At 70.4% G+C, this 25656-nt stretch carries 22 protein-coding genes; 3 read left to right on the forward strand and 19 right to left on the reverse strand.

Going from position 1 to position 25656, the window contains the following annotated elements; genetic code table 11:
- Positions 1-58: 58 nt before the first annotated feature.
- Positions 59-2200, forward strand: a complete 2142-nt coding sequence (locus tag TN53_RS20565; RefSeq protein WP_046260039.1) for an MMPL family transporter — start codon at positions 59-61, stop codon at positions 2198-2200.
- A 107-nt stretch (positions 2201-2307) separates the two neighbouring features.
- On the opposite strand, the gene TN53_RS20570 is transcribed toward TN53_RS20565, so the two are convergent.
- The gene (locus TN53_RS20570; RefSeq protein ID WP_046260040.1) at positions 2308-3735 is read right to left on the reverse strand and encodes an RsmB/NOP family class I SAM-dependent RNA methyltransferase; all 1428 of its coding nucleotides are present in this window, start codon (positions 3733-3735) and stop codon (positions 2308-2310) included.
- A gap of 99 nt (positions 3736-3834) precedes the next feature.
- On the reverse strand, positions 3835-4767 hold the full coding sequence (gene fmt, locus TN53_RS20575) for a methionyl-tRNA formyltransferase (protein WP_046260041.1): 933 nt from the start codon (positions 4765-4767) through the stop codon (positions 3835-3837).
- A gap of 254 nt (positions 4768-5021) precedes the next feature.
- Between fmt and TN53_RS20580 the strand changes: the two genes are divergently transcribed.
- A complete protein-coding gene (locus tag TN53_RS20580; RefSeq protein WP_046260042.1) occupies positions 5022-5564 on the forward strand; it encodes a hypothetical protein in 543 nt (180 codons plus the stop codon).
- 248 nt (positions 5565-5812) lie between these two features.
- Here TN53_RS20580 and TN53_RS20585 read toward each other — a convergent pair whose 3' ends face one another.
- From TN53_RS20585 to pyrR, 14 genes are all read right to left on the reverse strand, one after another.
- Entirely contained in the window at positions 5813-7966 is a 2154-nt protein-coding gene (locus TN53_RS20585) for a primosomal protein N' (protein WP_046260043.1), read from the reverse strand.
- A 107-nt stretch (positions 7967-8073) separates the two neighbouring features.
- The gene (gene metK, locus TN53_RS20590) at positions 8074-9297 is read right to left on the reverse strand and encodes a methionine adenosyltransferase (RefSeq protein WP_046260044.1); all 1224 of its coding nucleotides are present in this window, start codon (positions 9295-9297) and stop codon (positions 8074-8076) included.
- 240 nt (positions 9298-9537) lie between these two features.
- Complete coding sequence (coaBC, locus tag TN53_RS20595) at positions 9538-10740, reverse strand: bifunctional phosphopantothenoylcysteine decarboxylase/phosphopantothenate--cysteine ligase CoaBC (protein WP_046260118.1); 1203 nt, start codon at positions 10738-10740, stop codon at positions 9538-9540.
- A gap of 139 nt (positions 10741-10879) precedes the next feature.
- Positions 10880-11152: a DNA-directed RNA polymerase subunit omega gene (gene rpoZ / locus TN53_RS20600; protein ID WP_003982715.1), complete on the reverse strand. Its 273-nt coding sequence runs from the start codon at positions 11150-11152 to the stop codon at positions 10880-10882.
- Between the two features lie 65 nt (positions 11153-11217).
- A complete protein-coding gene (gmk, locus tag TN53_RS20605) occupies positions 11218-11775 on the reverse strand; it encodes a guanylate kinase (protein WP_046260045.1) in 558 nt (185 codons plus the stop codon).
- A gap of 60 nt (positions 11776-11835) precedes the next feature.
- Complete coding sequence (locus TN53_RS20610) at positions 11836-12159, reverse strand: integration host factor (RefSeq protein WP_003977346.1); 324 nt, start codon at positions 12157-12159, stop codon at positions 11836-11838.
- Positions 12160-12476: 317 nt separating this feature from the next.
- Positions 12477-13316, reverse strand: a complete 840-nt coding sequence (gene pyrF, locus TN53_RS20615; protein WP_046260046.1) for an orotidine-5'-phosphate decarboxylase — start codon at positions 13314-13316, stop codon at positions 12477-12479.
- A complete protein-coding gene (locus tag TN53_RS20620) occupies positions 13313-14419 on the reverse strand; it encodes a quinone-dependent dihydroorotate dehydrogenase (RefSeq protein ID WP_046260047.1) in 1107 nt (368 codons plus the stop codon). The genes pyrF and TN53_RS20620 overlap by 4 nt, the downstream gene beginning before the upstream one ends.
- A gap of 72 nt (positions 14420-14491) precedes the next feature.
- The gene (carB, locus tag TN53_RS20625) at positions 14492-17800 is read right to left on the reverse strand and encodes a carbamoyl-phosphate synthase large subunit (RefSeq protein WP_046260048.1); all 3309 of its coding nucleotides are present in this window, start codon (positions 17798-17800) and stop codon (positions 14492-14494) included.
- Positions 17793-18950: a glutamine-hydrolyzing carbamoyl-phosphate synthase small subunit gene (gene carA / locus TN53_RS20630; protein WP_046260049.1), complete on the reverse strand. Its 1158-nt coding sequence runs from the start codon at positions 18948-18950 to the stop codon at positions 17793-17795. The genes carB and carA overlap by 8 nt, the downstream gene beginning before the upstream one ends.
- Positions 18947-19513: a hypothetical protein gene (locus tag TN53_RS20635; RefSeq protein ID WP_046260050.1), complete on the reverse strand. Its 567-nt coding sequence runs from the start codon at positions 19511-19513 to the stop codon at positions 18947-18949. The genes carA and TN53_RS20635 overlap by 4 nt, the downstream gene beginning before the upstream one ends.
- Positions 19510-20796 carry a dihydroorotase gene (locus TN53_RS20640; protein WP_046260051.1) on the reverse strand — a complete coding sequence of 429 codons (1287 nt, stop codon included), beginning with the start codon at positions 20794-20796 and terminating at the stop codon, positions 19510-19512. The genes TN53_RS20635 and TN53_RS20640 overlap by 4 nt, the downstream gene beginning before the upstream one ends.
- A 5-nt stretch (positions 20797-20801) precedes the next feature.
- A complete protein-coding gene (locus TN53_RS20645; protein ID WP_046260052.1) occupies positions 20802-21779 on the reverse strand; it encodes an aspartate carbamoyltransferase catalytic subunit in 978 nt (325 codons plus the stop codon).
- A gap of 86 nt (positions 21780-21865) precedes the next feature.
- Complete coding sequence (gene pyrR, locus TN53_RS20650; RefSeq protein WP_046260053.1) at positions 21866-22456, reverse strand: bifunctional pyr operon transcriptional regulator/uracil phosphoribosyltransferase PyrR; 591 nt, start codon at positions 22454-22456, stop codon at positions 21866-21868.
- A gap of 252 nt (positions 22457-22708) precedes the next feature.
- Between pyrR and bldD the strand changes: the two genes are divergently transcribed.
- Positions 22709-23209, forward strand: coding sequence for a transcriptional regulator BldD (bldD, locus tag TN53_RS20655; protein WP_003956405.1), 501 nt, complete (start codon positions 22709-22711; stop codon positions 23207-23209).
- A 179-nt stretch (positions 23210-23388) separates the two neighbouring features.
- Here bldD and nusB read toward each other — a convergent pair whose 3' ends face one another.
- The 3 genes from nusB to TN53_RS20670 are packed head-to-tail and all read right to left on the reverse strand — an operon-like array spanning position 23389 to position 25550.
- Positions 23389-23823: a transcription antitermination factor NusB gene (gene nusB, locus TN53_RS20660; protein WP_046260054.1), complete on the reverse strand. Its 435-nt coding sequence runs from the start codon at positions 23821-23823 to the stop codon at positions 23389-23391.
- Positions 23824-23825: 2 nt separating this feature from the next.
- The gene (gene efp, locus TN53_RS20665) at positions 23826-24392 is read right to left on the reverse strand and encodes an elongation factor P (RefSeq protein ID WP_046260055.1); all 567 of its coding nucleotides are present in this window, start codon (positions 24390-24392) and stop codon (positions 23826-23828) included.
- 51 nt (positions 24393-24443) lie between these two features.
- Positions 24444-25550: an aminopeptidase P family protein gene (locus tag TN53_RS20670; RefSeq protein ID WP_046260056.1), complete on the reverse strand. Its 1107-nt coding sequence runs from the start codon at positions 25548-25550 to the stop codon at positions 24444-24446.
- Positions 25551-25656 lie beyond the last annotated feature (106 nt).

Here is a 25656-nt window from a genome sequence, read left to right on the forward strand (position 1 = left end):
GACGGTACGTGCCATATTGGGCGGCCGACCGTGAGGCATCGGGGCTGCGGGGGTGGCCATGACCGGGAAGCAAGGCATCGGGCATCTGGTGTGCGGACGGCGCGCCAAGTGGGTCGTCCTGGCGCTGTGGGTCGTCGGGCTGTTCCTGACCGCGCCCTTCGCCCAGAAACTCACCGACGCCCAGGACAACGACGCCGCCTCCTGGCTGCCCGGCTCCGCCGAATCCACCCAAGTCCTCAAGCTCTCCGAGGACTTCAGGCCCGAGCAGATCCCCGCGGTCGTCGTCTACGCCCGTCCCGACGGTCTGACCGCCCAGGACCGGGCGCAGATCGAAGAGGACGCACGGCAGCTCAGGGAACTGCGCGACCACGGCATCCGCGGCGCGGAGACCCGAGGCCCGGTCTTCGACCGTGAGACGGATCCGCGTGCGGCCCAGATCCTCGTGCCGATCACGATGGACGAGAAGGGCTGGGAGGAGATCGCCCCCGCGGTCGACGCCATCCGGGACGATGTCGGCGAGGGCGGCGACGGTCTCGCCGTGCACATCACGGGCCCTGGCGGCACCTCCGCCGACTTCTCCGAGGCCTTCGAGGGCATCGACTCGACCCTGCTGGTGTCCGCGATGGGCGTCGTCATCGTGATGCTGCTGATCACCTATCGCAGCCCCAGCCTCCTCTTGGTCCCCCTGCTCTCGGTCATCGCCGCCCTGTTCACCGCGCAGGCCCTCATCTACCTGCTCGCGGAGCACGCGGGCCTGACGGTCAACGGCCAGAGCGCGGGCATCCTCACGGTCCTCGTCTTCGGCGCGGGGACGGACTACGCCCTGCTCCTCGTCGCCCGCTACCGCGAGGAACTGCACCACCACGAGGACCGGCACGAGGCGATGGCCCTGGCCCTGCACCGCGCGGGCCCGGCCGTGGTCGCGTCCGGCGCGACCGTGGTGCTGAGCATGCTGGTGCTGCTGGCCGCGGAGATGAACTCGACGAGCGGCCTCGGTCCGGTGGCGGCGATCGGCGTGGCGGTGGCCCTGCTGGCGATGATGACCCTCTTCCCCGCTCTGCTGGTGATCTGCGGCCGCTGGATCTTCTGGCCCGCGATCCCGCACTTCGGCGACCCCGACCGCATCGAGCGCGGCCTGTGGGCCCGGATGGGCCGCCGTATCGCCCGCCGCCCGCGCATGGTGTGGGCCGCCACCGCACTGATCCTCGCGGTCTGCTCGCTGGGCCTGATCCAGCTGCGCGCCGAGGGCATCAGCAACGCGGACGCGTTCACCGGGAAACCGGACTCGATCGTCGGCCAGGAGGTCTCCGCACGCTACTTCCCGGCGGGCAGCGGCGATCCCCTGGTCATCATCAGCAACCAGGCGCAGGCACAGCAGGTGGGCGAGGCGGTGGCCGCCACCGACGGCGTCGTCCCCGAGTCGCTGGGCCTGCCACCGGGCACGAAACCGTCGTACGAAGGCAAGGTCCTCTTCGAGGCGACCATGACCGATCCGGCCGACAGCGAGGCGGCGAAGCAGACCGTCGAACGGGTCCGGGACGCCGTCCACGAGGTACCGGACGCCGACGCCCAGATCGGCGGCGGTACGGCCGCCCTGCTCGACATGGACAAGGCGACCACGCACGACAACATGCTGATCATCCCGCTGGTCCTGATCGTTGTCATGCTGATCCTGTGCGCCCTGCTGCGCGCCCTGATCGCACCGCTGCTGCTGATCGGGACGGTCATCCTGTCGTTCGCGGCGGCACTGGGAATCAGCGCCCTCGCGTTCAGGTACCTGTTCGACTACGCGGGAGAGACGACGGACTTCCCCCTCTTCGTCTTCGTCTTCCTGGTGGCCCTGGGCATCGACTACAACATCTTCCTGACCACCCGCATCCGCGAGGAGGCGGCCCGCCAGGGCACCCGCCAAGGCGTGGTCATGGGCCTGGCGGCGACGGGCGCGGTCATCACGTCCGCGGGCCTGGTGCTGGCCGGCACCTTCGCCGCCCTCGGCACACTCCCCATGGTCGCCTTCGCCGAGATCGGCTTCGCGGTGGCGCTGGGCGTACTCCTGGACACGTTCATCGTCCGGTCGGTACTGGTGCCCGCCCTGTTCCTGGACGTGGGCCCGAAGATGTGGTGGCCGCACAAGCTGGCGCGGGAGGACGGTAACGCTCCCGTGGCGACCGGGTCGGAAAGGGTGAGCCAAACGCCCTGAGGGGCGCGGGGCTGTATCGATATGCGGCTCCGCCGCGTGGGCGCGACAAGCCACAGCGGACCCGCACACGCACGACAACCCACACCCCTACGGCGCGAAGGCGAACCTCACCCCGTCCGACGGATCAACGCCAGATACATGGCGTCGGTCCCATGCACATGCGGCCACAACTGCACATCCGGCCCCTCACCAAGCGCCGGCACACCGGGCAGCAACGGCCGCGCATCGATCAACTCGGCCTCCGGCCACTGCTTGAGCACGTCCTCGACCACCGCCCGCGTCTCGGCGAGATGCGGCGAACAGGTCGCATACCCCACGACCCCGCCGACCCGGACGGAGTCCAGCGCGGTCTTCAGCAGCCCCCGCTGCAACGGCCCGAACCCCTCAAGATCCTCCGGCCGCCTCCGCCACCGCGCCTCGGGCCGCCGCCGCAACGCCCCCAGCCCGGTGCACGGCACATCCATCAGCACCCGGTCGAAGCTGCCCGACCGCCACGGCGGCTTGATCCCGTCCGCGGCGATGACCTGATACGGCCCCGGGTTCCCGCGCAGCGCCTTCGCGACGAGCCCGGCCCGATGCGGCTGCTTCTCGGAGGCCAGCAGCACGGCACCCCGCTCCGCGGCCAGCGCGGCGAGCAGCGCGGCCTTGCCACCGGGCCCCGCACACCCGTCGAGCCACTTCCCGTCGGGTCCCTCCAGAGGCGCGTTGGCGAGCGCCAGGGCCACCAGCTGGCTGCCCTCGTCCTGCACGCCCGCACGACCGTCCCGTACGGCCTCGATGGCCCCGGGCTCGCCGCCCTCGGCCAGCCGCACGGCGTACGGCGACCAGCGCCCGGCGACGGCGGCCTCCTCCCGCAGCAGCTCGTCGGTGCCGGCCCGTCCGGGCCGGGCGACCAGCGTCACCTCGGGCCGCTCGTTGTCCGCCGCCAGCAACTCCTCGATCCCGGCCCGCGGGCCGCCGAGCGAGTCCCACAGCGCGGAGACGACCCAGCGGGGGTGCGAGTGCACGACGGCGAGATGTTCCTCGGGGTCGTCCTCGTACGGCGGAGCCACGCGCGCGATCCATCCGTCCAGATCGTCCTGCGCGACCTTCCGCAGCACGGCGTTCACGAACTTGGCCCGCCCGTCCCCGAGCACCACACGCGCGAGCTCGACTGAGGCGGACACCGCGGCATGCGTGGGGATCCGCGTCCCGAGCAGCTGATGGACCCCGAGGCTCAGCACATCGAGGACCGGCGGGTCGACCTCCCGGAGCGGCCGGTCGACACAGGCGGAGATGACGGCGTCGTACGTCCCCTGGCGCCGGAGCGTCCCGTAGACGAGTTCGGTGGCCAGGGCGGCGTCCCGGCCGTCGAACTTGTCGGGCCCCTCCTTCTCCCGCGCCTTGCGCAGCAGCGGCGGGAGCACGAGGTTGGCGTACGCGTCCCGCTCGTCCACGGCCCGCAGGGCCTCGAAGGCGAGGAAGCGGACGGGGTCCTTCTTGGGCCGACGGTAGGGCTTGCCGGACGGGCGGGGCCCACGGGACTGGTCGCTCACGAAAAAGGTGCTCCGGATGTGTTGACGGGATACGCACCAAGCGTACGTCCCGCCTGTGCGCGCGTTACCCGCCGAGGGGGCTCGCCGTCGGCACCCGGGCTACTCGCCCAGGATCTCGCTCTCGCCGATCCGCACCCCGCGCGCCCAGTCGGCGGCCTTCATCGGCTTCTTGCCCTGAGCCTGCACCCACAGCAGCTCCACTCCGTGGGAGGCGGTGCCCACGTGGACGTTGTTCTTGCCGACGGCGAGCTGTCCGGGGGCGAGGTCGATGCGCTCGGGCGCGGGCCGCACCTGGATGAGCTTGAGCCGCTCACCGCGGAAGACCGTCCAGGCGCCGGGCGCGGGCGTGCACCCGCGCACGACCCGGTCGATCCGCAGAGCCGGGGTGCGCCATTCGACCTGCGCGTCCTCGACAGTGATCTTCGGAGCGAGGGTGATGCCCTCACCGGGCTGCGGTACGGCCTTCAGGGTGCCGTCCTCGATCCCGTCCATGGTCGCGGCGAGCAGTCCGGAGCCGGCGAAGGCGAGCCGGGTCAGCAGGTCGCCGCTGGTGTCGGTGTACCGGATCTCCTCGGTGACGGTGCCGTAGACGGGCCCGGAGTCGAGGCCTTCCTCGATGAGGAAGGTGGAGGCCCCGGTGATCTCGTCGCCCGCCATGATGGAGTGCTGCACGGGCGCTGCCCCACGCCAGGCGGGCAGCAGCGAGAAGTGCAGGTTGACCCAGCCGTGGGCGGGGATGTCGAGGGCCACGCGGGGCAGCAGCGCCCCGTAGGCGACGACGGGACAGCAGTCGGGGGCGATCTCCCGCAACCGCTCCAGGAACTCCGGGTCCCGCGGCTTGAGCGGCTTCAGTACCTCGATGCCCGCCTCCACGGCCCGCTCGGCCACCGGGCTCGCGACGAGCCTGCGCCCACGCCCGGCCGGCGCGTCGGGCCGCGTGACGACGGCGGCCACCTCGTGCCGCCCGGAGGCGATCAGAGCGTCCAGAGCGGGAACGGCGACCTCGGGGGTACCGGCGAAGACGAGCTTCATGGGTGGGTTCGGGCCTCTCGGGCGGGGGTTGTGCGGGCAACGCACAAGTCTATGACCTCGGAAAGAAATACCGCCGACGGAGTGGACCGTGCGGGAATCGAGGCGCGAACACCCCTCCCGGGGCGCACGCATATGCCGCTACGCCCCCACTGCGTGACCAGCGGAGCGTCCACGCGTTGGTCAAGAAAGAGTTGACCACAACGGGCCGCTGTAGCGGCCCGGTCCTTTTCATCGCCGGTTCGAGAGGCTTGTTCATGGCCGACCACGCAACCCACGACGCCCAGGCTCGGGCCAGCCTGCACTTGCTGGTGCGGGACATCGAGCGGGTCCGCCGGCAGGTGGACGCACTGCGCACGCTCACCGCCCAGTTGGGGAACGTCTATCGCCCGCGCCGCTCCGGCCCCTCCACGGGCTTCGTCGTCTACGGACGCGCCCCCGCGCCGACGGTCCGTCTCGCGCAGGAGCTGCGGGACAGCGTCGAGACCCTGGTGACGGCCGCGGTCGACTTCGACCGCTCGCTCGGCTTCTCGTGGGACGCGGTGGGCTCCGCGCTCGGGGTGACCAAGCAGGCGGTCCACCGTCGCTACGGCGCGCGCCGTGCCGTGACCCAGGCGGCCGCCGAGGCCGAGCGCACCGCCGAGACGCCGGCCACCCACACGGTCAACGTCAACACCGGTATCCCCTCGGTACCGACGGTCCCCGCGGCCCGCTCCATGCCGACCCAGCCGACAGCGGGCAGCCCGGCCCTACGCGAAGAGGTACGCCCCACCGCCTTCCCCGGCCCCCGCAACGGCTGACACCCACCACATCCTGCCCTCCCGGGCCGCCTGGGAGGGCAGCCGCATGCACGGACGCCGCCAGTCACGACCAGCGTCCGATTGTCCGCCGCAGACGACTCGTTCCTGTCAGCCGCCGACGGCGCGCTCAGCCCTCACAGGGGCCACCCGCACCCGACAACGAAAGCCGCACGGGCGGTGCGGGTGGGAAATCAAACCCGGCCGAAGACCGGGCACCCACAACACACCCACACCCGACAACAAACCCGTCACCCGATGTCAGGCGGATCGATCCGCACCCGCACCACCGGCTCCCCACTCCCCCGAGCCATCCGCGCGGCCTGCGCAGCCTTGAGCGCGGACGCGAGCACCGCCCCCTTCCCCGGCGGCACCCGGATCAACACCCGCTCCCACTGCTCCCCCGGCGGCGCCGCCCCCACCCGCCGCGGCCCCTGCACACCCGTGACAGCCATCGGCACCGGCCCCAGCACCTCTGCCTCCCCCGGCAGGGACACCGCCCCGAGAAACGCCGCGACGGCCTCCCCCACCCCCGACACGGCCGCCATCCGCGACACCGGCGGAAACCCCAACTCGGCCCGCTCGGAGAGCTCCCGCACCGCATGCCCCACGGGATCCCACCGCACCAACGCCTGCACGGGCCGCAGCGTCGGCTCGGCAACGACGACCACGGTGCCCCCCGCCCCCTGCGGCCGCACAAGCGCCGCGGCGGCGATCCACCTGCGCAACGCGTCCTCACCGGCACGCAGATCGGGCCGCCCGAGCATGGCCCAGCCGTCCAACAACAGCGCGGCCGCATACCCGCCTTCGGCCACCGGCTCGGCCCCCGGCGTACTCACGACGAGCGCGGGCGCCCCCGGCACGGTGTCCAGCACATGCTCCCGCCCGGAGGTCCGCACCGGTACGGCGGGAAACGCCCGCCCCAACTCCTCCGCGGTCCGCCGAGCACCCACGACCTGGGCCCGCAGCCGAAAGCCGCCACACTCCGGACAGTGCCAGGCGCCGTCCTCACGCGCACACCACCCGCACCGCAGGGCATCCACCCCCTCCTGAGCCTCCAGCGGCCCGGAACAGTGCCGACACCGCGCGGGCGCCCGGCAGTTGGCACACGCCATCCGAGGCACATACCCACGCCGCGGAACCTGCACGAGCACCGGTCCCTGCTTCAGCCCCGCCCTGACGGCCTGCCAGGCGAGGGTCGGCAGCCGAGCGGCCCGCGCGGCCTCGTCCCTGGCCAGATCCCCGTCCCCCACGGTCCGTACGAGCGGTGCGGCACCCCGTACCTGCTCCCGCGCGGCGACGATGGGCGCCGCCCACCCGCTCTCGACGAGCTGCGCGGCCTCCACGGTGCAGCTCCAGCTCCCCAGCAGGAACCCGCACTTGTCCTGGGCGGCCCGCAGCAACAGCACCTCACGGGCATGCGGCTGCGGCGCGTGCGGCTCGCTGTGGCTGTCGTCCCCATCGTCCCAGATGGCGACCAGCCCGAGATCCCGTACGGGCGCGAACATGGCCGCCCGAGTCCCCACCACGGCCCGCACGGCCCCCCGCCGCACGGCGAGCCACTCCCGATACCGCTTCTCGGGCCCCGCCTCGGCGGTGAGCACGGCATGCCGCCCCTCCCCCAGCAAGGAGGTCAGCGCGGCATCGACCCGCGCGACGGCCCGCCCGTCCGGCACCACGACCAGCGCCCCGCGCCCGGAGGCCAGCGTGGCGGCGACGGCCCGAGCCAGTTCGTCACACCACTCGGGCCCGGGCAGCGCGTTCCAGACGGCCCTCGGCGCCCCACCCGAGGCGAGCGCCTCAAGAAAGCCGGCCCCCCGCTCGTACCGGCCCCAGGACCCGGCCTCAGGGGCCCCAGGCGGCGGAAGCGGCTCCGCCGAAGCCCGCTGTTCGGCCCGGGCACTCCGCGGCGGCACGGCGAGCTGCAGCACATCGGCAAGGCTCCCGGCATACCGATCGGCCACAGCCCGGGTGAGCGCCAACAGCTCCTGGCCGAGCACCGGTTCGGGCGACACGACCTGGGCCAGCGCGGCCAACGGCCCGGCGTAGTCGGACTCGGCCAGCCGCTCGACAAGGAACCCGTCGATCAGCCCGCCGCCCTCACGCCGCCCGTCCCGCACCCGGCCCCGCCCGGCCCCGAACCGCACCCGGACCCGGACCCCGGGCTGCGCCTCGGCATCGAGCTCCTCGGGCACGGCGTAGTCGAAGTACCGGTCGAGGTGGAGCACGCCCTTGTCCACGAGCACCCGCGCGACGGGCAGCTCCTTGGCCAGCGCGGCCCCCCGCCAGGTCCGCGGCTTCGCCCGCGGCACCTTCGCCTTCCGCACACTCTCCCGAATGAACGCAAGCTGCTCGGGCGGCGCCCCCTCGCCCCCACCACCGGCCTGCTCATCCTCGCTGCTCACGCTTGCATTCTTACCAAACCCCACTGACATCCGAAGCCGCCCGAACGCACCGAAGCCCAGCATCCCCAAGGGACGCCGGGCTTCGGAAAGAACCGTGGAGCTGGGGCCTACAGCCCCGCCGCCCTGCGCAGCGCCTCCACGCGGTCCGTGCGCTCCCACGTGAAGTCGGGCAGCTCACGGCCGAAGTGGCCGTACGCGGCGGTCTGGGCGTAGATCGGGCGCAGCAGGTCGAGGTCGCGGATGATCGCGGCCGGGCGGAGGTCGAAGACCTCGTCGATGGCCTTCTCGATCTTCTCGGCGTCGACCTTGGCGGTGCCGAAGGTCTCGACGAACAGGCCGACGGGCTCGGCCTTGCCGATCGCGTACGCGACCTGCACCTCGCAACGGGAGGCGAGGCCCGCGGCGACGACGTTCTTGGCGACCCAGCGCATCGCGTACGCGGCCGAACGGTCCACCTTGGACGGGTCCTTGCCGGAGAAGGCGCCGCCACCGTGGCGGGCCATGCCGCCGTACGTGTCGATGATGATCTTGCGGCCGGTCAGACCCGCGTCACCCATCGGGCCGCCGATCTCGAAACGGCCGGTCGGGTTGACGAGGAGGCGGTAGCCCTCGGTCTCCAGCTTGATGCCCTCGTCGAGCAGCGCCTTCAGCTCCGGCTCCACGACGAACTCGCGGATGTCGGGGGCGAGCAGCGACTCCAGGTCGATGTCGGAGGCGTGCTGCGAGGAGACCACGACCGTGTCGAGGCGGACGGCCTTGTCACCGTCGTACTCGATGGTGACCTGCGTCTTGCCGTCGGGGCGCAGGTAGGGGATCGTCCCGTTCTTGCGGACCTCGGACAGACGGCTCGACAGACGGTGCGCCAGGAAGATCGGCAGCGGCATCAGCGTCGGCGTCTCGTCCGTCGCGTAGCCGAACATCAGGCCCTGGTCGCCGGCGCCCTGCTTGTCGAGCTCGTCCCCCTCTTCACCTGCGGCGGCACCCTCGACCCGCTTCTCGTAGGCGGTGTCGACACCCTGCGCGATGTCCGGGGACTGCGAGCCGATGGACACGGAGACACCGCAGGAGGCGCCGTCGAAGCCCTTCTTCGAGGAGTCGTAACCGATCTCGAGGATCTTGTCCCGCACGAGCTGGGGGATCGGGGCGTACGCCTTGGTGGTGACCTCACCGGCCACGTGCACCAGGCCGGTCGTGATCAGGGTCTCGACCGCGACCCGGGAGGTCGGGTCCTCGCGCAGGAGCGCGTCGAGAATGGTGTCGCTGATCTGGTCAGCGATCTTGTCGGGGTGACCCTCGGTCACAGACTCCGAGGTGAACAGACGACGGGACACAACGCTCCCTGGGGTTGCAGCGGCTGCTGGCTGATCATGGGCGGACGGGCTCGGGGGCTGCGCCCGGCATCGTCCGAGAACAGTTTATCGGTCGTGCTCAGCCACAGGCTCACCCGTCTCGCTGGTCGGGAGCCCTGTGACCTGCGGCACGGGCATTCTGCCCAATCCCGAGCGGGCTTGGCCAGGCCCGCCACGCCTCTATTACCGAGGTGACAGAGCGCAGTGAAGCGAATGAAACAGTCACTTCATGCGCCGGGCCACCAGGTCCCACACGATTTCGGCCAATGCTTCCTTCGGGCCGTGCGGGACCGGAGTCTCGGTGCCGTCGGCGCCCAGCACCACGGCCTCGTTCTCCTCCGCCCCGAAAGTCTTGCGCTCCCCCACCTCGTTGACGACGAGGAGGTCGCAGCCCTTGCGGGCGAGCTTGGTACGGCCGTTGGCCAGCACGTCGTCCGTTTCGGCGGCGAACCCGACGACCACCTGTCCGGGGCGGGCGCGGTCGGCCGAGATCTCCGCCAGGATGTCCGGATTCCGCACCAGAACGATGGGTTCCGGATCCTGGCCGTCCTTCTTCTTGATCTTCCCGGCCGCGTATGTCTCCGGCCGGAAGTCCGCGACCGCTGCGGCCATGACGACCGCATCGGCGTCCTCGGCCGCCTTCAGGACGGCTTCACGCAGTTGTACGGCCGTGCCGACCGGGACGATGTCCACCCCCGCCGGGTCCGGCAGCCCGGTGTTCGCGGCGATGAGCGTGACACGGGCGCCGCGGGCGGCGGCGGTGCGGGCGAGGGCGTAGCCCTGCTTGCCGGAGGAACGGTTGCCGAGGAAGCGGACCGGGTCGAGGGGCTCACGGGTGCCGCCGGCGCTGACGACGACGTGCCGTCCCTTCAGGTCCGGCTCGGTGATGCCCCGGGCCAGGACGCGGCGGCCAACCTCGAAGATCTCACCCGGGTCGGGCAGCCGGCCCTTGCCGGTGTCGACGCCGGTGAGGCGCCCGACGGCCGGCTCGATGACGACCGCGCCCCGGCGGCGCAGGGTCGCCACGTTCTCCTGGGTGGCCGGGTGCTCCCACATCTCGGTGTGCATCGCGGGGGCGAAGACGACCGGACAGCGGGCGGTCAGGAGCGTGTTGGTGAGCAGGTCGTCCGCGAGGCCGTGAGCCGCCTTCGCGAGAATGTCGGCCGTGGCCGGGGCGACGATCACCAGGTCGGCGTGTTGCCCGATGCGGACGTGCGGCACCTCGTGGACGTCGTCCCACACCTCGGTCGAGACGGGGTTGCCGGAGAGGGCGGACCAGGTGGCGGCACCGACGAAGTGCAGCGCGGAGGCCGTGGGCACCACGCGTACGTCGTGGCCCGACTCCGTCAGTCTGCGCAGCAGCTCACAGGCCTTGTAGGCGGCGATGCCACCGCTGACCCCCAGTACGACCCTCGGCTTGTCCACCAGGTCTCCCATCCCTCGAACCGACGACTCCATGCTGCATGACAGCGGGGGCCGACCCCCGCGCCCCCGAGCAGACCACAGGCCCGACAGTCGCGCTGCCGGGCCTGTGGACAAGCCAGCTCAAAGCCGAAAATGCTGGTTACTGCGCCGGGCCCTCGACGGCCTCGGACGTCAGCAGACCCGCGTTGATCTCGCGGAGCGCGATCGAGAGCGGCTTCTCGTGCACGTGGGTGTCGACGAGCGGACCGACGTACTCGAGGAGGCCCTCGCCGAGCTGCGAGTAGTACGCGTTGATCTGACGCGCACGCTTGGCCGCGTAGATCACGAGGCTGTACTTCGAGTCCGTGGCCTCGAGGAGCTCGTCGATCGGAGGGTTGATGATGCCCTCGGGCGCGGTGATGGAAGAGGACACGCTCTGCCTTCCGATGGGTGGAAAAGAATCAGTCTGAATGATCAAGCCTCAACGATCAGGCACGATCACACAACGTCCATCAAGGCTAGCAGCTCACGCGCCACGTCCTCGACGGAGGTGTTGACCAAGGTCACATCGAACTCGGGCTCGGCCGCCAGCTCGACCTTCGCCGCCTCAAGACGGCGTTCGATCACTGCGGGCGGCTCGGTGCCACGTCCCGTGAGCCTGCGCACGAGCTCCTCCCAGGAGGGAGGAGCCAGGAACACCAGCTGGGCCTCCGGCATGGACTCGCGGACCTGCCGGGCGCCCTGGAGATCGATCTCCAGAAGAACCGGCTCGCCCGCCTCCAGCCGCTCCAGCACCGCGTTGCGCGGGGTGCCGTAGCGATTGCCGGCGAACTCGGCCCACTCCAGCAGCTCACCGTTGGCGATCAGCTTGTCCATCTCCTCGTCGGTGACGAAGAAGTAGTGGACACCGTGCTTCTCGCCGGGGCGGGGACCCCGGGTCGTCGCCGACACCGAGAGCCAGACCTCGGGGTGTTCCTTGCGCATATGGGCGACGACCGTGCTCTTGCCGACCCCTGAGGGGCCGGAGAGCACGGTCAGCCGCGGACGTTCACTCATGCAGCGATTATTCCAGCAATCCCGGAGTGCCCGGGACTCCCGGTCCGGACTGTGCCGGACTCAGGAACCGGTGCTGCCGAACTCACGCTCCAGAGAAGCGATCTGGTTCGAACCGAGACCACGCACACGGCGGCTCTCGGAGATGCCCAGACGCTCCATGATCTGCTTGGCGCGGACCTTGCCCACGCCCGGCAGCGACTCGAGCAGGGCGGAGACCTTCATCTTGCCGATGACGTCGTTCTCCTGGCCCTGCTTGATGACCTCGTGAAGAGAGGCGCCGGAGTGCTTGAGTCGATTCTTGACCTCGGCCCGCTCCCGGCGAGCCGCGGCGGCCTTTTCGAGCGCGGCTGCGCGCTGTTCAGGGGTAAGGGGCGGAAGAGCCACGCCTACGTCACCTCGGATGTTGAACTGTCGGATACGGACCGGTGAGGAACCTAGTCGCCCCACACCTGGGGAGCCACGAGCAACACGCTTGCCCGTTCACTCTGCGTCGGAGACTAGCGGCCAACTCCGCCAGAGTCAGCGAGAACAGCGGAAAAGTCCTGGTCAGCCTCCGTCAGGCCGGACATTTCAGGCATACTGCCCTGGATTTGAGAATGTATTCAGCCTCAAGTCGTCCTGGAAGCACTCATCGGAGGTCTCGTCCGAGCGTCTCGAACGCCTCGGACGACCGTCATACGAGCGCCATGGCGCCGCCGGTCTCACGCCACGGCGGCCCTGGTCTCCTCCGCGAACCGCTCCGCGGCCGCCCGCAGCGCGCCGACGTCGGGACCGTGCCGCAGGACCCCCCGGCTGACGTTGGGGACGACATTGCGCACCACGGAGCCGAACACCTGGGGAAGGTCGGCCGGAGTGGCCCCCTGGGCGCCGATGCCGGGCGCGAGGAGCGGACCGTTGATGTCCAGGTCGTAGGACGACAGATCGCCCAGCGTGGCGCCCACGACGGCGCCGAAGGACCCCAGGGGCTCCTCCCCCGTGTTCTCGGCCGACAGATGCGCCAGCATCGTCGCACCGACGTCACGGCCGTCCGCGCGGATCGCGTGCTGGACCTCGCCGCCCTCGGGATTGGACGTCAGCGCCAGCACGAACAGGCCGGCGCCGCTCTCCCGCGCCAGCGCGACCGCCGGCGAGAGCGAGCCGTAGCCGAGGTACGGCGAGACGGTGAGCGCGTCGGAGAACAGCGGGGAGTCCTTGTGCAGGAAGGCCTCGGCGTACGCGGCCATGGTCGAGCCGATGTCGCCGCGCTTGGCGTCCATGACGACCAGCGCGCCGGCGGCCCGCGCCTCCTCGACCGACTTCTCCAGGACGGCGACACCGCGCGACCCGAAGCGCTCGAAGAACGCGCTCTGCGGCTTGAGGACGGCGACCCGGTCGGCCACGGCCTCGACGACCGTGCGGCTGAACCGCTCCAGTCCGGCCACGTCGTCGTTCAGGCCCCACTCGCTGAGCAGCGACGCGTGCGGGTCGATGCCGACGCACAGCGGGCCGCGCTCGTCCATGACGTGACGAAGACGTGCGCCGAAGGGTGCGAGAGAGCTCATGCCGGCTTCCTTACGTCGGCGCCGACCGCGTCGGCGAGTGTGGCGTACGGGCTCGTACGGAGGCGAGCGGCGAGCCCCTTGCGGATCGCCCGGCCCCAGAAGGGTCCCTCGTAGACGAACGCGCTGTAGCCCTGGACGAGCGTGGCACCGGCGAGGATGCGCTGCCAGGCGTCCTCGGCGTCCTCGATGCCGCCGACGCCCACAAGGGTGATGCGGTCGCCCACGCGCGCGTAGAGGCGCCTGAGGACCTCCAGGGAGCGCGCCTTGAGCGGGGCGCCGGACAGACCGCCGGTCTGCTTCACCAGTGAGGGTTCGGATTTCAGGCCGAGCCCCTCGCGCGCGATGGTGGTGTTCGTGGCGATGATCCCGTCCAGGCCGAGTTCCACGGCCAGGTTGGCGACGGCGTCGACGTCATCGTCGGCGAGGTCCGGCGCGATCTTCACCAGGAGCGGGACTCGGCGGCTGGTGACCGTACGGTCGGCGGCCTCACGCACGGCGCTCAGGAGCGGCCGCAGCGCCTCGGTGGCCTGCAGATTGCGCAGCCCGGGCGTGTTCGGTGACGACACGTTCACGACCAGGTAGTCGGCGTACGGCGCGAGCCGCTCGGTCGACTTCACGTAGTCGGCGGCGGCCTCGGCCTCCGGTACGACCTTGGTCTTGCCGATGTTGACGCCCACGACGGTCTTGAAGACGGGCGTGCGGGAGGCCAGCCGGGCCGCTACGGCCAGCGAGCCCTCGTTGTTGAAGCCCATGCGGTTGATCAGCGCGCGGTCCTTCACGAGCCGGAACAACCGCTGCTTGGGGTTGCCGGGCTGCGCCTCCCCGGTGACCGTGCCGATCTCGACATGGTCGAAGCCGAGCATCGACATGCCGTCGACGGCGACCGCGTTCTTGTCGAAGCCGGCGGCGAGCCCGAAGGGGCCGTGCATGCGCAGCCCGAAGGCCTCGGTGCGCAGCTCCTCGTGGCGGGGGGCGAGCGCGGCGGCGACGAAGGTGCGGAGCACCGGGACGCGGACGGCGAGGCGGATCCAGCGGAAGGCGAGGTAGTGCGCCTGCTCCGGGTCCATCCGCTGGAAGAAGAGCTTGAAGAAGATCTTGTACATCGATGTGTCCTCTTGAAGTCAGGTGACCTCATGAAGAGGGGGACACCGTTTCCGGTGTCCCCCTCAGGGCTGCTAGTCGCGGGCGGCGGTCAGGTGTTCCGCGTGTTCCTGCAGTGAGCGGACGCCCACGTCACCGTGGTTGAGGGCGTCGATGCCCTGGACGGCGGCGGCGAGCGCCTGGACCGTCGTCAGACACGGGACCGACCGGGCCACGGCCGCCGTACGGATCTCGTAGCCGTCGAGGCGGCCACCGGTGCCGTACGGGGTGTTGACGATGAGGTCGACCTCGCCGTCGTGGATGAGCTGGACGATGGTCTTCTCGCCGTTCGGGCCGGTGCCCTCGGACTGCTTGCGCACGATCCTGGCGTTGATGCCGTTGCGCTTGAGGACCTCGGCGGTGCCGGAGGTGGCGAGCAGCTCGAAGCCGTGGGCGACCAGCTCGCGGGCCGGGAAGATCATCGAGCGCTTGTCGCGGTTGGCGACCGAGATGAACGCGCGGCCCTTGGTGGGCAGCGGGCCGTACGCACCGGCCTGCGACTTGGCGTATGCCGTGCCGAAGACGGAGTCGATGCCCATGACCTCGCCGGTGGAGCGCATCTCCGGGCCGAGGACGGTGTCGACGCCGCGTCCGTGGATGTCGCGGAAGCGCGACCACGGCATGACGGCCTCCTTGACGGAGATCGGCGCGTCGAACGGCAGCTCGCCGCCGTCGCCGTTGGCCGGAAGCAGCCCCTCGGCCCGCAGTTCGGCGACGGTCGCGCCGAGCGAGATCCGGGCGGCGGCCTTGGCCAGCGGTACCGCGGTCGCCTTCGAGGTGAAGGGGACGGTGCGGGACGCGCGCGGGTTGGCCTCCAGGACGTAGAGGATGTCGCCGGCCATCGCGAACTGGATGTTGATCAGGCCGCGGACGCCCACACCCTTGGCGATCGCCTCGGTGGAGGCCCGCAGGCGCTTGATGTCGAAGCCGCCCAGGGTGATCGGGGGCAGCGCGCACGCCGAGTCGCCGGAGTGGATGCCGGCCTCCTCGATGTGCTCCATGACGCCGCCGAGGTAGAGCTCCTCGCCGTCGTAGAGGGCGTCGACGTCGATCTCGATGGCGTCGTCGAGGAAGCGGTCGACCAGGACCGGCCGGGAGGGGCTGATCTCGGTCGACTCGGCGATGTAGGACGCGAGGCGGGTCTCGTCGTAGACGATCTCCATGCCGCGTCCGCCGAGGACGTACGACGGCCGCACCAGGACCGGGTAGCCGATCTCGTCAGCGATGGCCTTGGCCTCGGCGAAGGTGGTGGCAGTGCCGTGCTTGGGGGCAGGGAGGCCCGCCTCGGCGAGCACGCGGCCGAAGGCTCCGCGGTCCTCGGCGGCGTGGATGGCCTCCGGCGGGGTGCCGACGATCGGGACGCCGTTGTCCTTCAGCGCCTGGGCCAGGCCCAGCGGGGTCTGGCCGCCCAGCTGGACGACGACACCGGCGATCGGGCCCGCGAGGGACTCCGCGTGGACGATCTCCAGCACGTCTTCCAGCGTCAGCGGCTCGAAGTACAGGCGGTCGGAGGTGTCGTAGTCCGTGGAGACGGTCTCGGGGTTGCAGTTGACCATCACGGTCTCGTACCCGGCCTCGCTCAGCGCGAAGGAGGCGTGGACGCAGGAGTAGTCGAACTCGATGCCCTGGCCGATGCGGTTGGGGCCGGAGCCGAGGATGATGACGGCCGGCTTCTCGCGGGGGGCGACCTCCGTCTCCTCGTCGTAGGAGGAGTAGAAGTACGGCGTCTTCGCGGCGAACTCGGCGGCGCAGGTGTCGACCGTCTTGTAGACCGGGCGGATGCCGAGCGCGTGCCGGACCTCACGGACGACGTCCTCGCGCAGGCCGCGGATCTCGCCGATCTGCTGGTCGGAGAAGCCGTGCCGCTTGGCTTCGGCCAGCAGGTCGGGGTCCAGCTTCGGCGCCTGGGCGAGCTCGTCGGCGATCTCCTTGATGAGGAAGAGCTGGTCGACGAACCAGGGGTCGATCTTCGTGTACTCGAAGATCTCCTCCGGCGTGGCGCCCGCGCGGATGGCCTGCATGACGGTGTTGATCCGACCGTCGGTGGGACGGACGGCCTCCGTGAGCAGCGCCTCCTTGTCGCCGGGCTCGCCGACGAAGGTGAACTGGCTGCCCTTCTTCTCCAGCGAGCGCAGCGCCTTCTGGAAGGCCTCGGTGAAGTTGCGGCCGATGGCCATGGCCTCGCCGACCGACTTCATCGTGGTGGTCAGCGTGGAGTCGGCCTGCGGGAACTTCTCGAAGGCGAAGCGCGGGGCCTTCACGACCACGTAGTCGAGCGTCGGCTCGAAGGAGGCCGGGGTCTCCTGCGTGATGTCGTTGGGGATCTCGTCGAGGGTGTAGCCGACGGCGAGCTTGGCCGCGATCTTGGCGATCGGGAAGCCGGTCGCCTTGGAGGCGAGGGCCGAGGAGCGCGACACGCGCGGGTTCATCTCGATGACGATCACGCGGCCGTCGACCGGGTCGATCGCGAACTGGATGTTGCAGCCGCCGGTGTCGACGCCGACCTCGCGGATGATCGCGATTCCGACGTCACGAAGGCGCTGGTACTCGCGGTCGGTCAGCGTCATCGCGGGCGCGACGGTGATCGAGTCGCCGGTGTGGACGCCCATGGGGTCGAAGTTCTCGATGGAGCAGACGACCACGACGTTGTCGTTCTTGTCGCGCATCAGCTCCAGCTCGTACTCCTTCCAGCCGAGGATGGACTCCTCCAGGAGCACCTCGGTGGTCGGGGAGAGCGTGAGGCCCTGGCCCGCGATGCGGCGCAGCTCCTCCTCGTCGTGGGCGAAGCCGGAGCCGGCGCCCCCCATGGTGAAGGACGGGCGGACGACGACCGGGTAGCCGCCGAGCGTCTCGACGCCCTTGAGGACGTCGTCCATGGAGTGGCAGATGACCGAGCGGGCGGACTCGCCGTGCCCGATCTTCGCGTTCACCGCTTCGACGACGCCCTTGAAGAGGTCGCGGTCCTCTCCCTTGTTGATGGCCTCGACGTTGGCGCCGATCAGCTCGACGCCGTACTTCTCCAGCGTCCCGGACTCGTGCAGCGAGATCGCCGTGTTGAGGGCCGTCTGACCGCCCAGGGTGGGCAGCAGGGCGTCGGGGCGCTCCTTGGCGATGATCTTCTCGACGAACTCCGGGGTGATCGGCTCGACGTAGGTGGCGTCGGCGATCTCCGGGTCGGTCATGATCGTCGCCGGGTTGGAGTTGACCAGGATGACCCTGATGCCCTCGGCGCGCAGGATGCGGCACGCCTGGGTGCCGGAGTAGTCGAACTCGGCGGCCTGGCCGATGACGATCGGGCCGGAGCCGATGACCAGGACGGACTGGATATCGGTGCGCTTAGGCACGCTGGCCCTCCAACAGAGATACGAAGCGGTCGAACAGGTAGGCGGCGTCGTGCGGGCCCGCGGCCGCTTCGGGGTGGTACTGGACGCTGAAGGCCGGCTGGTCGAGCAGCTGGAGGCCCTCCACCACGTTGTCGTTGAGGCAGACGTGGGAGACCTCGGCGCGGCCGTAGGGGGTGTCGGACACCTTGTCGAGCGGGGCGTCGACGGCGAAGCCGTGGTTGTGCGCCGTGACCTCGACCTTGCCGGTCGTACGGTCCTGCACCGGCTGGTTGATGCCGCGGTGGCCGTACTTCAGCTTGTAGGTGCCGAAGCCGAGGGCGCGGCCCAGGATCTGGTTGCCGAAGCAGATGCCGAAGAGCGGCGTCCTGCGCTCCAGGACCGCCTGCATGACGGAGACCGGGTGGTCGGCGGTGGCCGGGTCGCCGGGGCCGTTGGAGAAGAACACGCCGTCGGGGTTCACGGCGTACACGTCCTCGACGGTCGCCGTGGCGGGCAGCACATGCACCTCGATGCCGCGCTCGGCCATGCGGTGCGGGGTCATGCCCTTGATGCCGAGGTCGACGGCGGCGACGGTGAACTTCTTCTCGCCGATCGCGGGGACGACGTACGTCTCCTTGGTGGCGACCTCGGCGGAGAGGTTCGCGCCCTTCATCTCGGGGGCCTGGCGGACCTCGGCGAGCATGGTGGCGTCGTCGGGCAGCGCGTTGCCGGAGAAGATGCCGACGCGCATGGCGCCGCGCTCACGCAGGTGGCGTGTCAACGCGCGCGTGTCGATGCCGGAGATCCCGACGACGCCCTGCCGGGTGAGCTCCTCGTCCAGGGAGCGGCGCGAGCGCCAGTTGGAGGGCACGCGCGCGGGGTCGCGCACGACGTAGCCGGCGACCCAGATCCGCTGCGACTCGGCGTCCTCGTCGTTGACGCCGGTGTTGCCGACGTGCGGGGCGGTCATCACGACGACCTGGCGGTGGTACGACGGGTCGGTGAGGGTTTCCTGGTAGCCGGTCATGCCGGTGGAGAACACCGCCTCGCCGAAGGTCTCCCCCACGGCCCCGTAGGCACGGCCGCGGAAGATCCGGCCGTCCTCCAGGACGAGTACCGCGGGAGACACCTCTTTCCTCTGCGAGGCGTTCCCCTTCGTGGAGGTCGTCATCGTGCGCCTTCCGTTTCCGTCTTGTTGATCATGGAGTTAATGGCGTCGACCCACTCGTTGTGCTCGGCCGCCCGGTCGGAGCGGAAGCCGGAGTCGATCAGCCGGTCGCCGTGCTCCCAGGTCACGATCAGCAGCCCGCCCTCGGTGAGGACCTTGCCTGCGATGCCCTTGCCGAGCACGGCCTCGTGCAGTGCGCCGACCGGGACGAAGAAGTCGGCCGCGCCGGGGCGTACGACGTCCAGTCCCGCGTCCGTCAGCGTGAGCTCGACCCGGCTGCGGGTGCCGAGGCCGTGCGCCACGATGCGGTCGAGCCACTGCCCGGCGGTGGTGGAGCCGTGGTAGCGGCCGCTCATCGTCAGTCTGGCCGCACCGGGCTCGGAGGGCGCGCTGGGCAGCTCGGGCAGGTCGCCCTGGAGCGTGCCGCGCCACTTCCAGCCCTCGCGCATCAGCCAGTAGATGAGCGCGACGAACAGCGCGAGTCCGACGAGCCACCCGGCACGGGCGGCCCAGTCGGTGACCTCAGCCGATTTCTGCTCGGCGGCCAGCAGGATTACAGGTGTCACGTGAGCTTCCCGTCGACGAGCGTGGCCTTGCCCCGCAGCCAGGTGTGCGTCACACGGCCCGGCAGCTCACGCCCCTCGTAGGGGGTGTTCCGGCTGCGCGAGGCGAAGCCCGCGGGGTCCACGTCCCCACGGTATTCCGTGTCGACGAGCGTGAGGTTGGCGGGCTCACCTGCCGAGACGGGGCGGCCGTGCCCGGCGGCCTGCCCGATCTGTGCGGGCTTGAAGGACATGCGGTCGGCGACCCCGGCCCAGGTGAGGAGCCCGGTGTCCACCATGGTCTCCTGCACCACTGACAACGCGGTCTCCAGGCCGACCATCCCCATGGCGGCCGCGGCCCACTCGCAGTCCTTGTCCTCGTGGGGGTGCGGGGCGTGGTCGGTGGCGACGATGTCGATCGTGCCGTCGGCCAGCGCCTCGCGCAGGGCGAACACGTCGCGCTCGGTGCGCAGCGGCGGGTTGACCTTGTAGACCGGGTTGTAGCTGCGCACCAGCTCGTCGGTGAGGAGCAGGTGGTGCGGGGTGACCTCGGCGGTGACGTCGATGCCGCGGGACTTGGCCCAGCGGACGATCTCGACGGAGCCGGCGGTCGACAGGTGGCAGATGTGGACGCGGGAACCGACGTGCTCGGCGAGCAGGACATCCCGGGCGATGATCGATTCTTCGGCCACCGCGGGCCAGCCGCCGAGACCCAGCTCGGCCGAGACGACGCCCTCGTTCATCTGGGCGCCCTCGGTCAGCCGCGGCTCCTGGGCGTGCTGGGCTACGACCCCGCCGAAGGCCTTCACGTACTCCAGCGCCCGGCGCATGATCACCGCGTCGTCGACGCACTTGCCGTCGTCGGAGAACACGGTCACACCGGCCGCCGACTCGTGCATGGCCCCCAGCTCGGCGAGCTTGCGGCCCTCCAGGCCGACGGTGACGGCGCCGATGGGCTGCACATCGCAGTACCCGTGCTCCTGGCCGAGCCGGTAGACCTGCTCGACCACACCGGCGGTGTCGGCGACCGGGAAGGTGTTGGCCATGGCGAAGACGGCCGTGTAGCCACCGGAGGCCGCCGCGCGCGTGCCGGTCAGGACGGTCTCGGAGTCCTCGCGGCCGGGCTCGCGCAGATGGGTGTGCAGGTCGACGAGGCCCGGGAGAAGGACCTTGCCGCCCGCCTCGACGACTTCGGCGCCCTCGTCCGACAGACCGACGCCCACCTCGGCGATGACGCCGGCGTCGATCAGGACGTCCTGCGGCTCGCCGCCGAGCACCTTCGCACCACGGATCAGGATCTTGCTCATGTGACTTACTTCTCCTCGATACGGGTGTGGCTGACGGCAGGCTCGTTTCCACCGAGCAGCAGATACAGAACGGCCATCCGGATGGAGACTCCGTTTGCGACCTGCTCCACGACGGTGCAGCGGTCGGAGTCGGCGACCTCGGCGGTGATCTCCATGCCGCGGACCATCGGCCCGGGGTGCATCACGATGGCGTGCTCGGGCATCTTCGCCATGCGCTCGCCGTCGAGGCCGTAGCGCCGCGAGTACTCGCGCTCGGTAGGGAAGAACGCGGCGTTCATCCGCTCGCGCTGCACGCGCAGCATCATGACCGCGTCGGACTTGGAGAGCGTGCTGTCCAAGTCGTATGACACCTCGCACGGCCAGGACCCGACGCCGACCGGCACCAGGGTGGGCGGGGCGACGAGGGTGACCTCGGCTCCGAGGGTGTGCAGCAGGTCGACGTTGGAGCGGGCGACCCGGCTGTGCAGGACGTCGCCGACGAGCGTGATGCGCTTGCCGGACAGGTCCTGGCCGAGGCCGGCGTCCCTGCCGATGAGGCGGCGGCGCATGGTGAAGGCGTCCAACAGGGCCTGCGTGGGGTGCTGGTGGGTGCCGTCGCCGGCGTTGATCACGACGGCGTCGATCCAGCCGGAGGTGGCGAGCCGGTACGGGGCTCCGGAGGCGCCGTGCCGGATGACGACGGCGTCGACGCCCATGGCCTCCAGGGTCTGGGCGGTGTCCTTGAGGGACTCGCCCTTGGACACGCTCGACCCCTTGGCCGTGAAGTTGATGACGTCCGCGGAGAGGCGCTTCTCCGCGGCTTCGAAGGAGATACGCGTGCGCGTGGAGTCCTCGAAGAACAGGTTGACGATCGTGCGGCCGCGCAGGGTCGGCAGCTTCTTGATCGGCCGGTCGGCGACCCGGGCCATCTCCTCGGCGGTGTCGAGGATCAGGACGGCGTCGTCGCGGGTGAGGTCGGCGGCCGAGATGAGATGACGCTGCATCTGTCAGGCTCCGTAGGGAAGTTCAGGTCGGGAGATTCCGGGCAAGACGGTGCGCGCGTACGACAGAGCCGTACGCCTGCGGCTTGCTACTGGGTCTGCTTGGCACCGAGCAGCACGGTGTCGCGACCGTCCTCCTCGGCGAGCAGGACCTTGACCGTCTCCCGCAACGACGTGGGGAGGTTCTTGCCGACGTAGTCGGCGCGGATGGGCAGTTCGCGGTGGCCGCGGTCGACGAGGACCGCGAGCTGCACCGCGCGCGGACGCCCGATGTCGTTCAGGGCGTCGAGGGCCGCGCGGATGGTGCGGCCGGAGAAGAGCACGTCGTCGACGAGGACGACGAGGCGCCCGTCGATGCCGTCACCGGGAATCTCGGTGCGGGCCAGCGCACGCGGCGGGTGCATGCGCAGATCGTCCCGGTACATGGTGATGTCGAGCGAACCGACCGGAATCTTGCGCTCGGTGATCTCCTCGAGCTTGGCGGCGAGCCGCTGGGCGAGGAAGACGCCGCGGGTCGGGATGCCGAGAAGCACCACGTCGTCGGCGCCCCTGGCGCGTTCGACGATCTCGTGGGCGATGCGGGTCAACACGCGTGCGATGTCGGGGCCTTCGAGAACGGGCCGGGCATCGGACGGTGCGTCCTGCTGGTTGTCCTGCTGGTTGTCCTGCTGGTTGTCCATATGAAACGGACCTCCTTCTCCGCCTCACGGGACGGACCTTAAAGGACGTCGGAATTGCGCCATCCACGGTAGCAGGCCGGGACGACCACCCCGTTCACCCCCTTGGCCCAATCAGCCGGCACGCGCACGGAAAGGTCGGTGTGGACCATTCGGCTTGACGCACAAGAGTCACGCTGCGTAACCTCACAGTGAGTTACCAGGCGCGCGGCAGGAACAACCCCAGTCGCGTCGATCCAGTGTCCGGGGAGCTATATGTCCAGCGAATACGCCAAACAGCTCGGGGCCAAGCTCCGGGCCATCCGCACCCAGCAGGGCCTTTCCCTCCACGGTGTCGAGGAGAAGTCCCAGGGACGCTGGAAGGCGGTCGTGGTCGGTTCGTACGAGCGTGGCGACCGTGCCGTGACCGTGCAGCGTCTCGCCGAGTTGGCGGATTTCTACGGCGTACCCGTCCAGGAGCTGCTGCCGGGCACCACGCCGGGCGGTGCCGCGGAGCCGCCGCCGAAGCTGGTCCTGGACCTGGAGCGGCTGGCCCATGTGCCGGCCGAGAAGGCGGGCCCCCTGCAGCGCTACGCGGCGACGATCCAGTCGCAGCGCGGTGACTACAACGGCAAGGTGCTCTCGATCCGCCAGGACGACCTGCGCACACTCGCCGTCATCTACGACCAGTCGCCCTCGGTCCTCACCGAGCAGCTGATCAGCTGGGGCGTTCTTGACGCCGACGCGCGTCGCGCGGTCTCCCACGAGGAGAGCTGAGCCGCTTCCAGCCTCAGCAGAAACGTGCCGCCGGGGTGGCCGGAACTTCATGGTTCCGGCCACCCCGGCGGCTTTCTGCGGCCCTCGGGGGCCTCAGGGGCAGCGGGATGCCAGAGGGCCCGCGGCAGTCACGCTGCGGGCCCTCTGGCATGTCGTACCTCTGGCGACCTGGCGGCCTCCTACGCCTCGTCGCGACGCAGAGACGGCTTCAGGTCCTTGAAACGGCCCAGCAGGCCGTTCACGAACGCCGGCGACTCGTCCGTGGAGAACTCCTTCGCCAGCTGCACCATCTCGTCCAGCACGACGGCGTCCGGGGTCGCGTCGACCCAGATCAGCTCGTGCGCGCCGAGACGCAGGATGTTGCGGTCCACGACCGGCATCCGATCGAGCGTCCAGCCGACCGAGTACTGCGCGATCAGCTCGTCGATGCGCTTCGCGTGCTCCGCGTAGCCCTCGACCAACTGCATCGTGTACTCGCTGACCGGCGGCTGCCGGGTGTCGTCCCGGGACAGCCGGATCCAGTCCGCGAGGACTGTCAGGACATCGACGCCGCGCTGGTCGCCCTCGAAGAGGATCTGGAAGGCGCGCTTGCGAGCCGTGTTGCGGGCAGCCACGGTTAGCTGTTCACCCGGCCGAGGTAGTCGCTCGTGCGGGTGTCGACCTTGATCTTCTCTCCGGTGGTGATGAAGAGCGGCACGTTGATCTGGTGACCGGTCTCCAGGGTGGCGGGCTTGGTGCCACCGGTGGAGCGGTCGCCCTGCAGGCCCGGCTCGGTCTCCTGGACGACGAGCTCGACGGCGGCCGGCAGCTCGACGAAGAGCACCTCGCCCTCGTGCTGCGCCACGGTGGCCGTGAAGCCCTCGATGAGGAAGTTCGCGGCGTCGGCGACCGTCTTGCGGTCGATCATCAGCTGGTCGTAGGTCTCCATGTCCATGAAGACGAAGTACTCGCCGTCCATGTACGAGAACTGCATGTCGCGCTTGTCGACAGTGGCCGTCTCGACCTTGACGCCGGCGTTGAACGTCTTGTCGACGACCTTGCCGGACAGCACGTTCTTGAGCTTGGTGCGCACGAAGGCCGGGCCCTTGCCGGGCTTGACGTGCTGGAACTCGACGACGGACCAGAGCTGGCCGCCTTCTAGCTTGAGCACAAGGCCGTTCTTGAGGTCGTTCGTGGAAGCCACGGTTGCGGAATCTCCTGGACTGACGTGGACGACCCCGGCGCACGCACCTGACTAGAGGGCGAGCAGCTCCTTGGTCGTAATGGTGAGTAGCTCGGGTCCGCCGTCCGCCTCGGGGCGTACGACGAGCGTGTCATCGATCCGGACACCGCCCCGGCCCGGGAGGTGGACCCCCGGTTCGACGGTGACCGGCACGCAAGCGTCCAGTTTACCCATGGCTGCGGGGGCCAGCTGCGGGTCCTCGTCGATTTCGAGTCCCACGCCGTGTCCGGTCAGAACCGGAAGGCCCTCCGCATACCCCGCGGAGTCCAGTACCTGCCGTGCCGCACGGTCCACATCGCGGTAGGCCACGCCGGGTGCGAGAGCCTCCCGTCCGGCCCGCTGGGCAGCGAAGACGAGGTCGTACAGCTCGATCTGCCAGTCGGCCGGCGACGTACCGATCACGAACGTACGGCCGATCTCACAGCGGTAGCCACGGTACGTCGCCCCGAGGCACACGGAGAGAAAGTCGCCCTCCTCGACGCGGCGGTCGGTGGGGCGGTGGGCCCCCCGGCCGGAGTTCGGGCCGGTGGCGACGGAGGTGGGGAAGGCGGGACCGTCGGCGCCGTGATCCACGAGGCGCCGCTCCAGTTCCAGCGCCAGGTGCCGTTCGGTGCGGCCGACGAGGATGGACTCCAGGAGCTCCCCCAGGGCCTGGTCGGCGATCTCCGCGCCGATCCGGAGGCAGGAGATCTCCTCCTCGTCCTTGATGATCCGGAGCTGCTCGACGGCTCCGCCGAGGTCGGTGAGCCGCAGGCGCGGGACGACCGAGCGGAGGGCTCTGTGCCGGGCGACGGTGAGATGGTGCTCCTCCACCGCGAGGGAATCGCCGCCCTGTGCGGCGGCGAGGTCACCGGCCGCGACGGCGGGATCGCCTCCGGGTCCGGGGAGGGTGTGCAACCTCAGCGCCTCGTCCGGGCGGCCGTCCGCGGGACGGTCCTCCGGCGGGCCGGAGCACACCAGCAGGTCCTCGGTCCTGCCGAGGAGCAGGACGGCGCCGTGCGGGGACGCGCCCGCCAGGTAACGCACGTTGGCCGGGTTCGTGACTAGGGCCGACGTGCTGCCGACCGCGTGGCAGCGTTCCTTCAATCTGGTGCGGCGGGCCGCGTAGACCTCTGACATGACACGAGCGTAGGAGCCGTGTCTGGTTTGTGCCGGTTGGGAGGGTGCCGTTCGGGGGACGGGGTGCCGCGATGGGTCGTATGCCGACTGACGGTCCGTGGGGGCT

The sequence above is a fragment of the Streptomyces sp. WM6386 genome, from assembly GCF_000972385.1.
GTDB lineage: Bacteria > Actinomycetota > Actinomycetes > Streptomycetales > Streptomycetaceae > Streptomyces.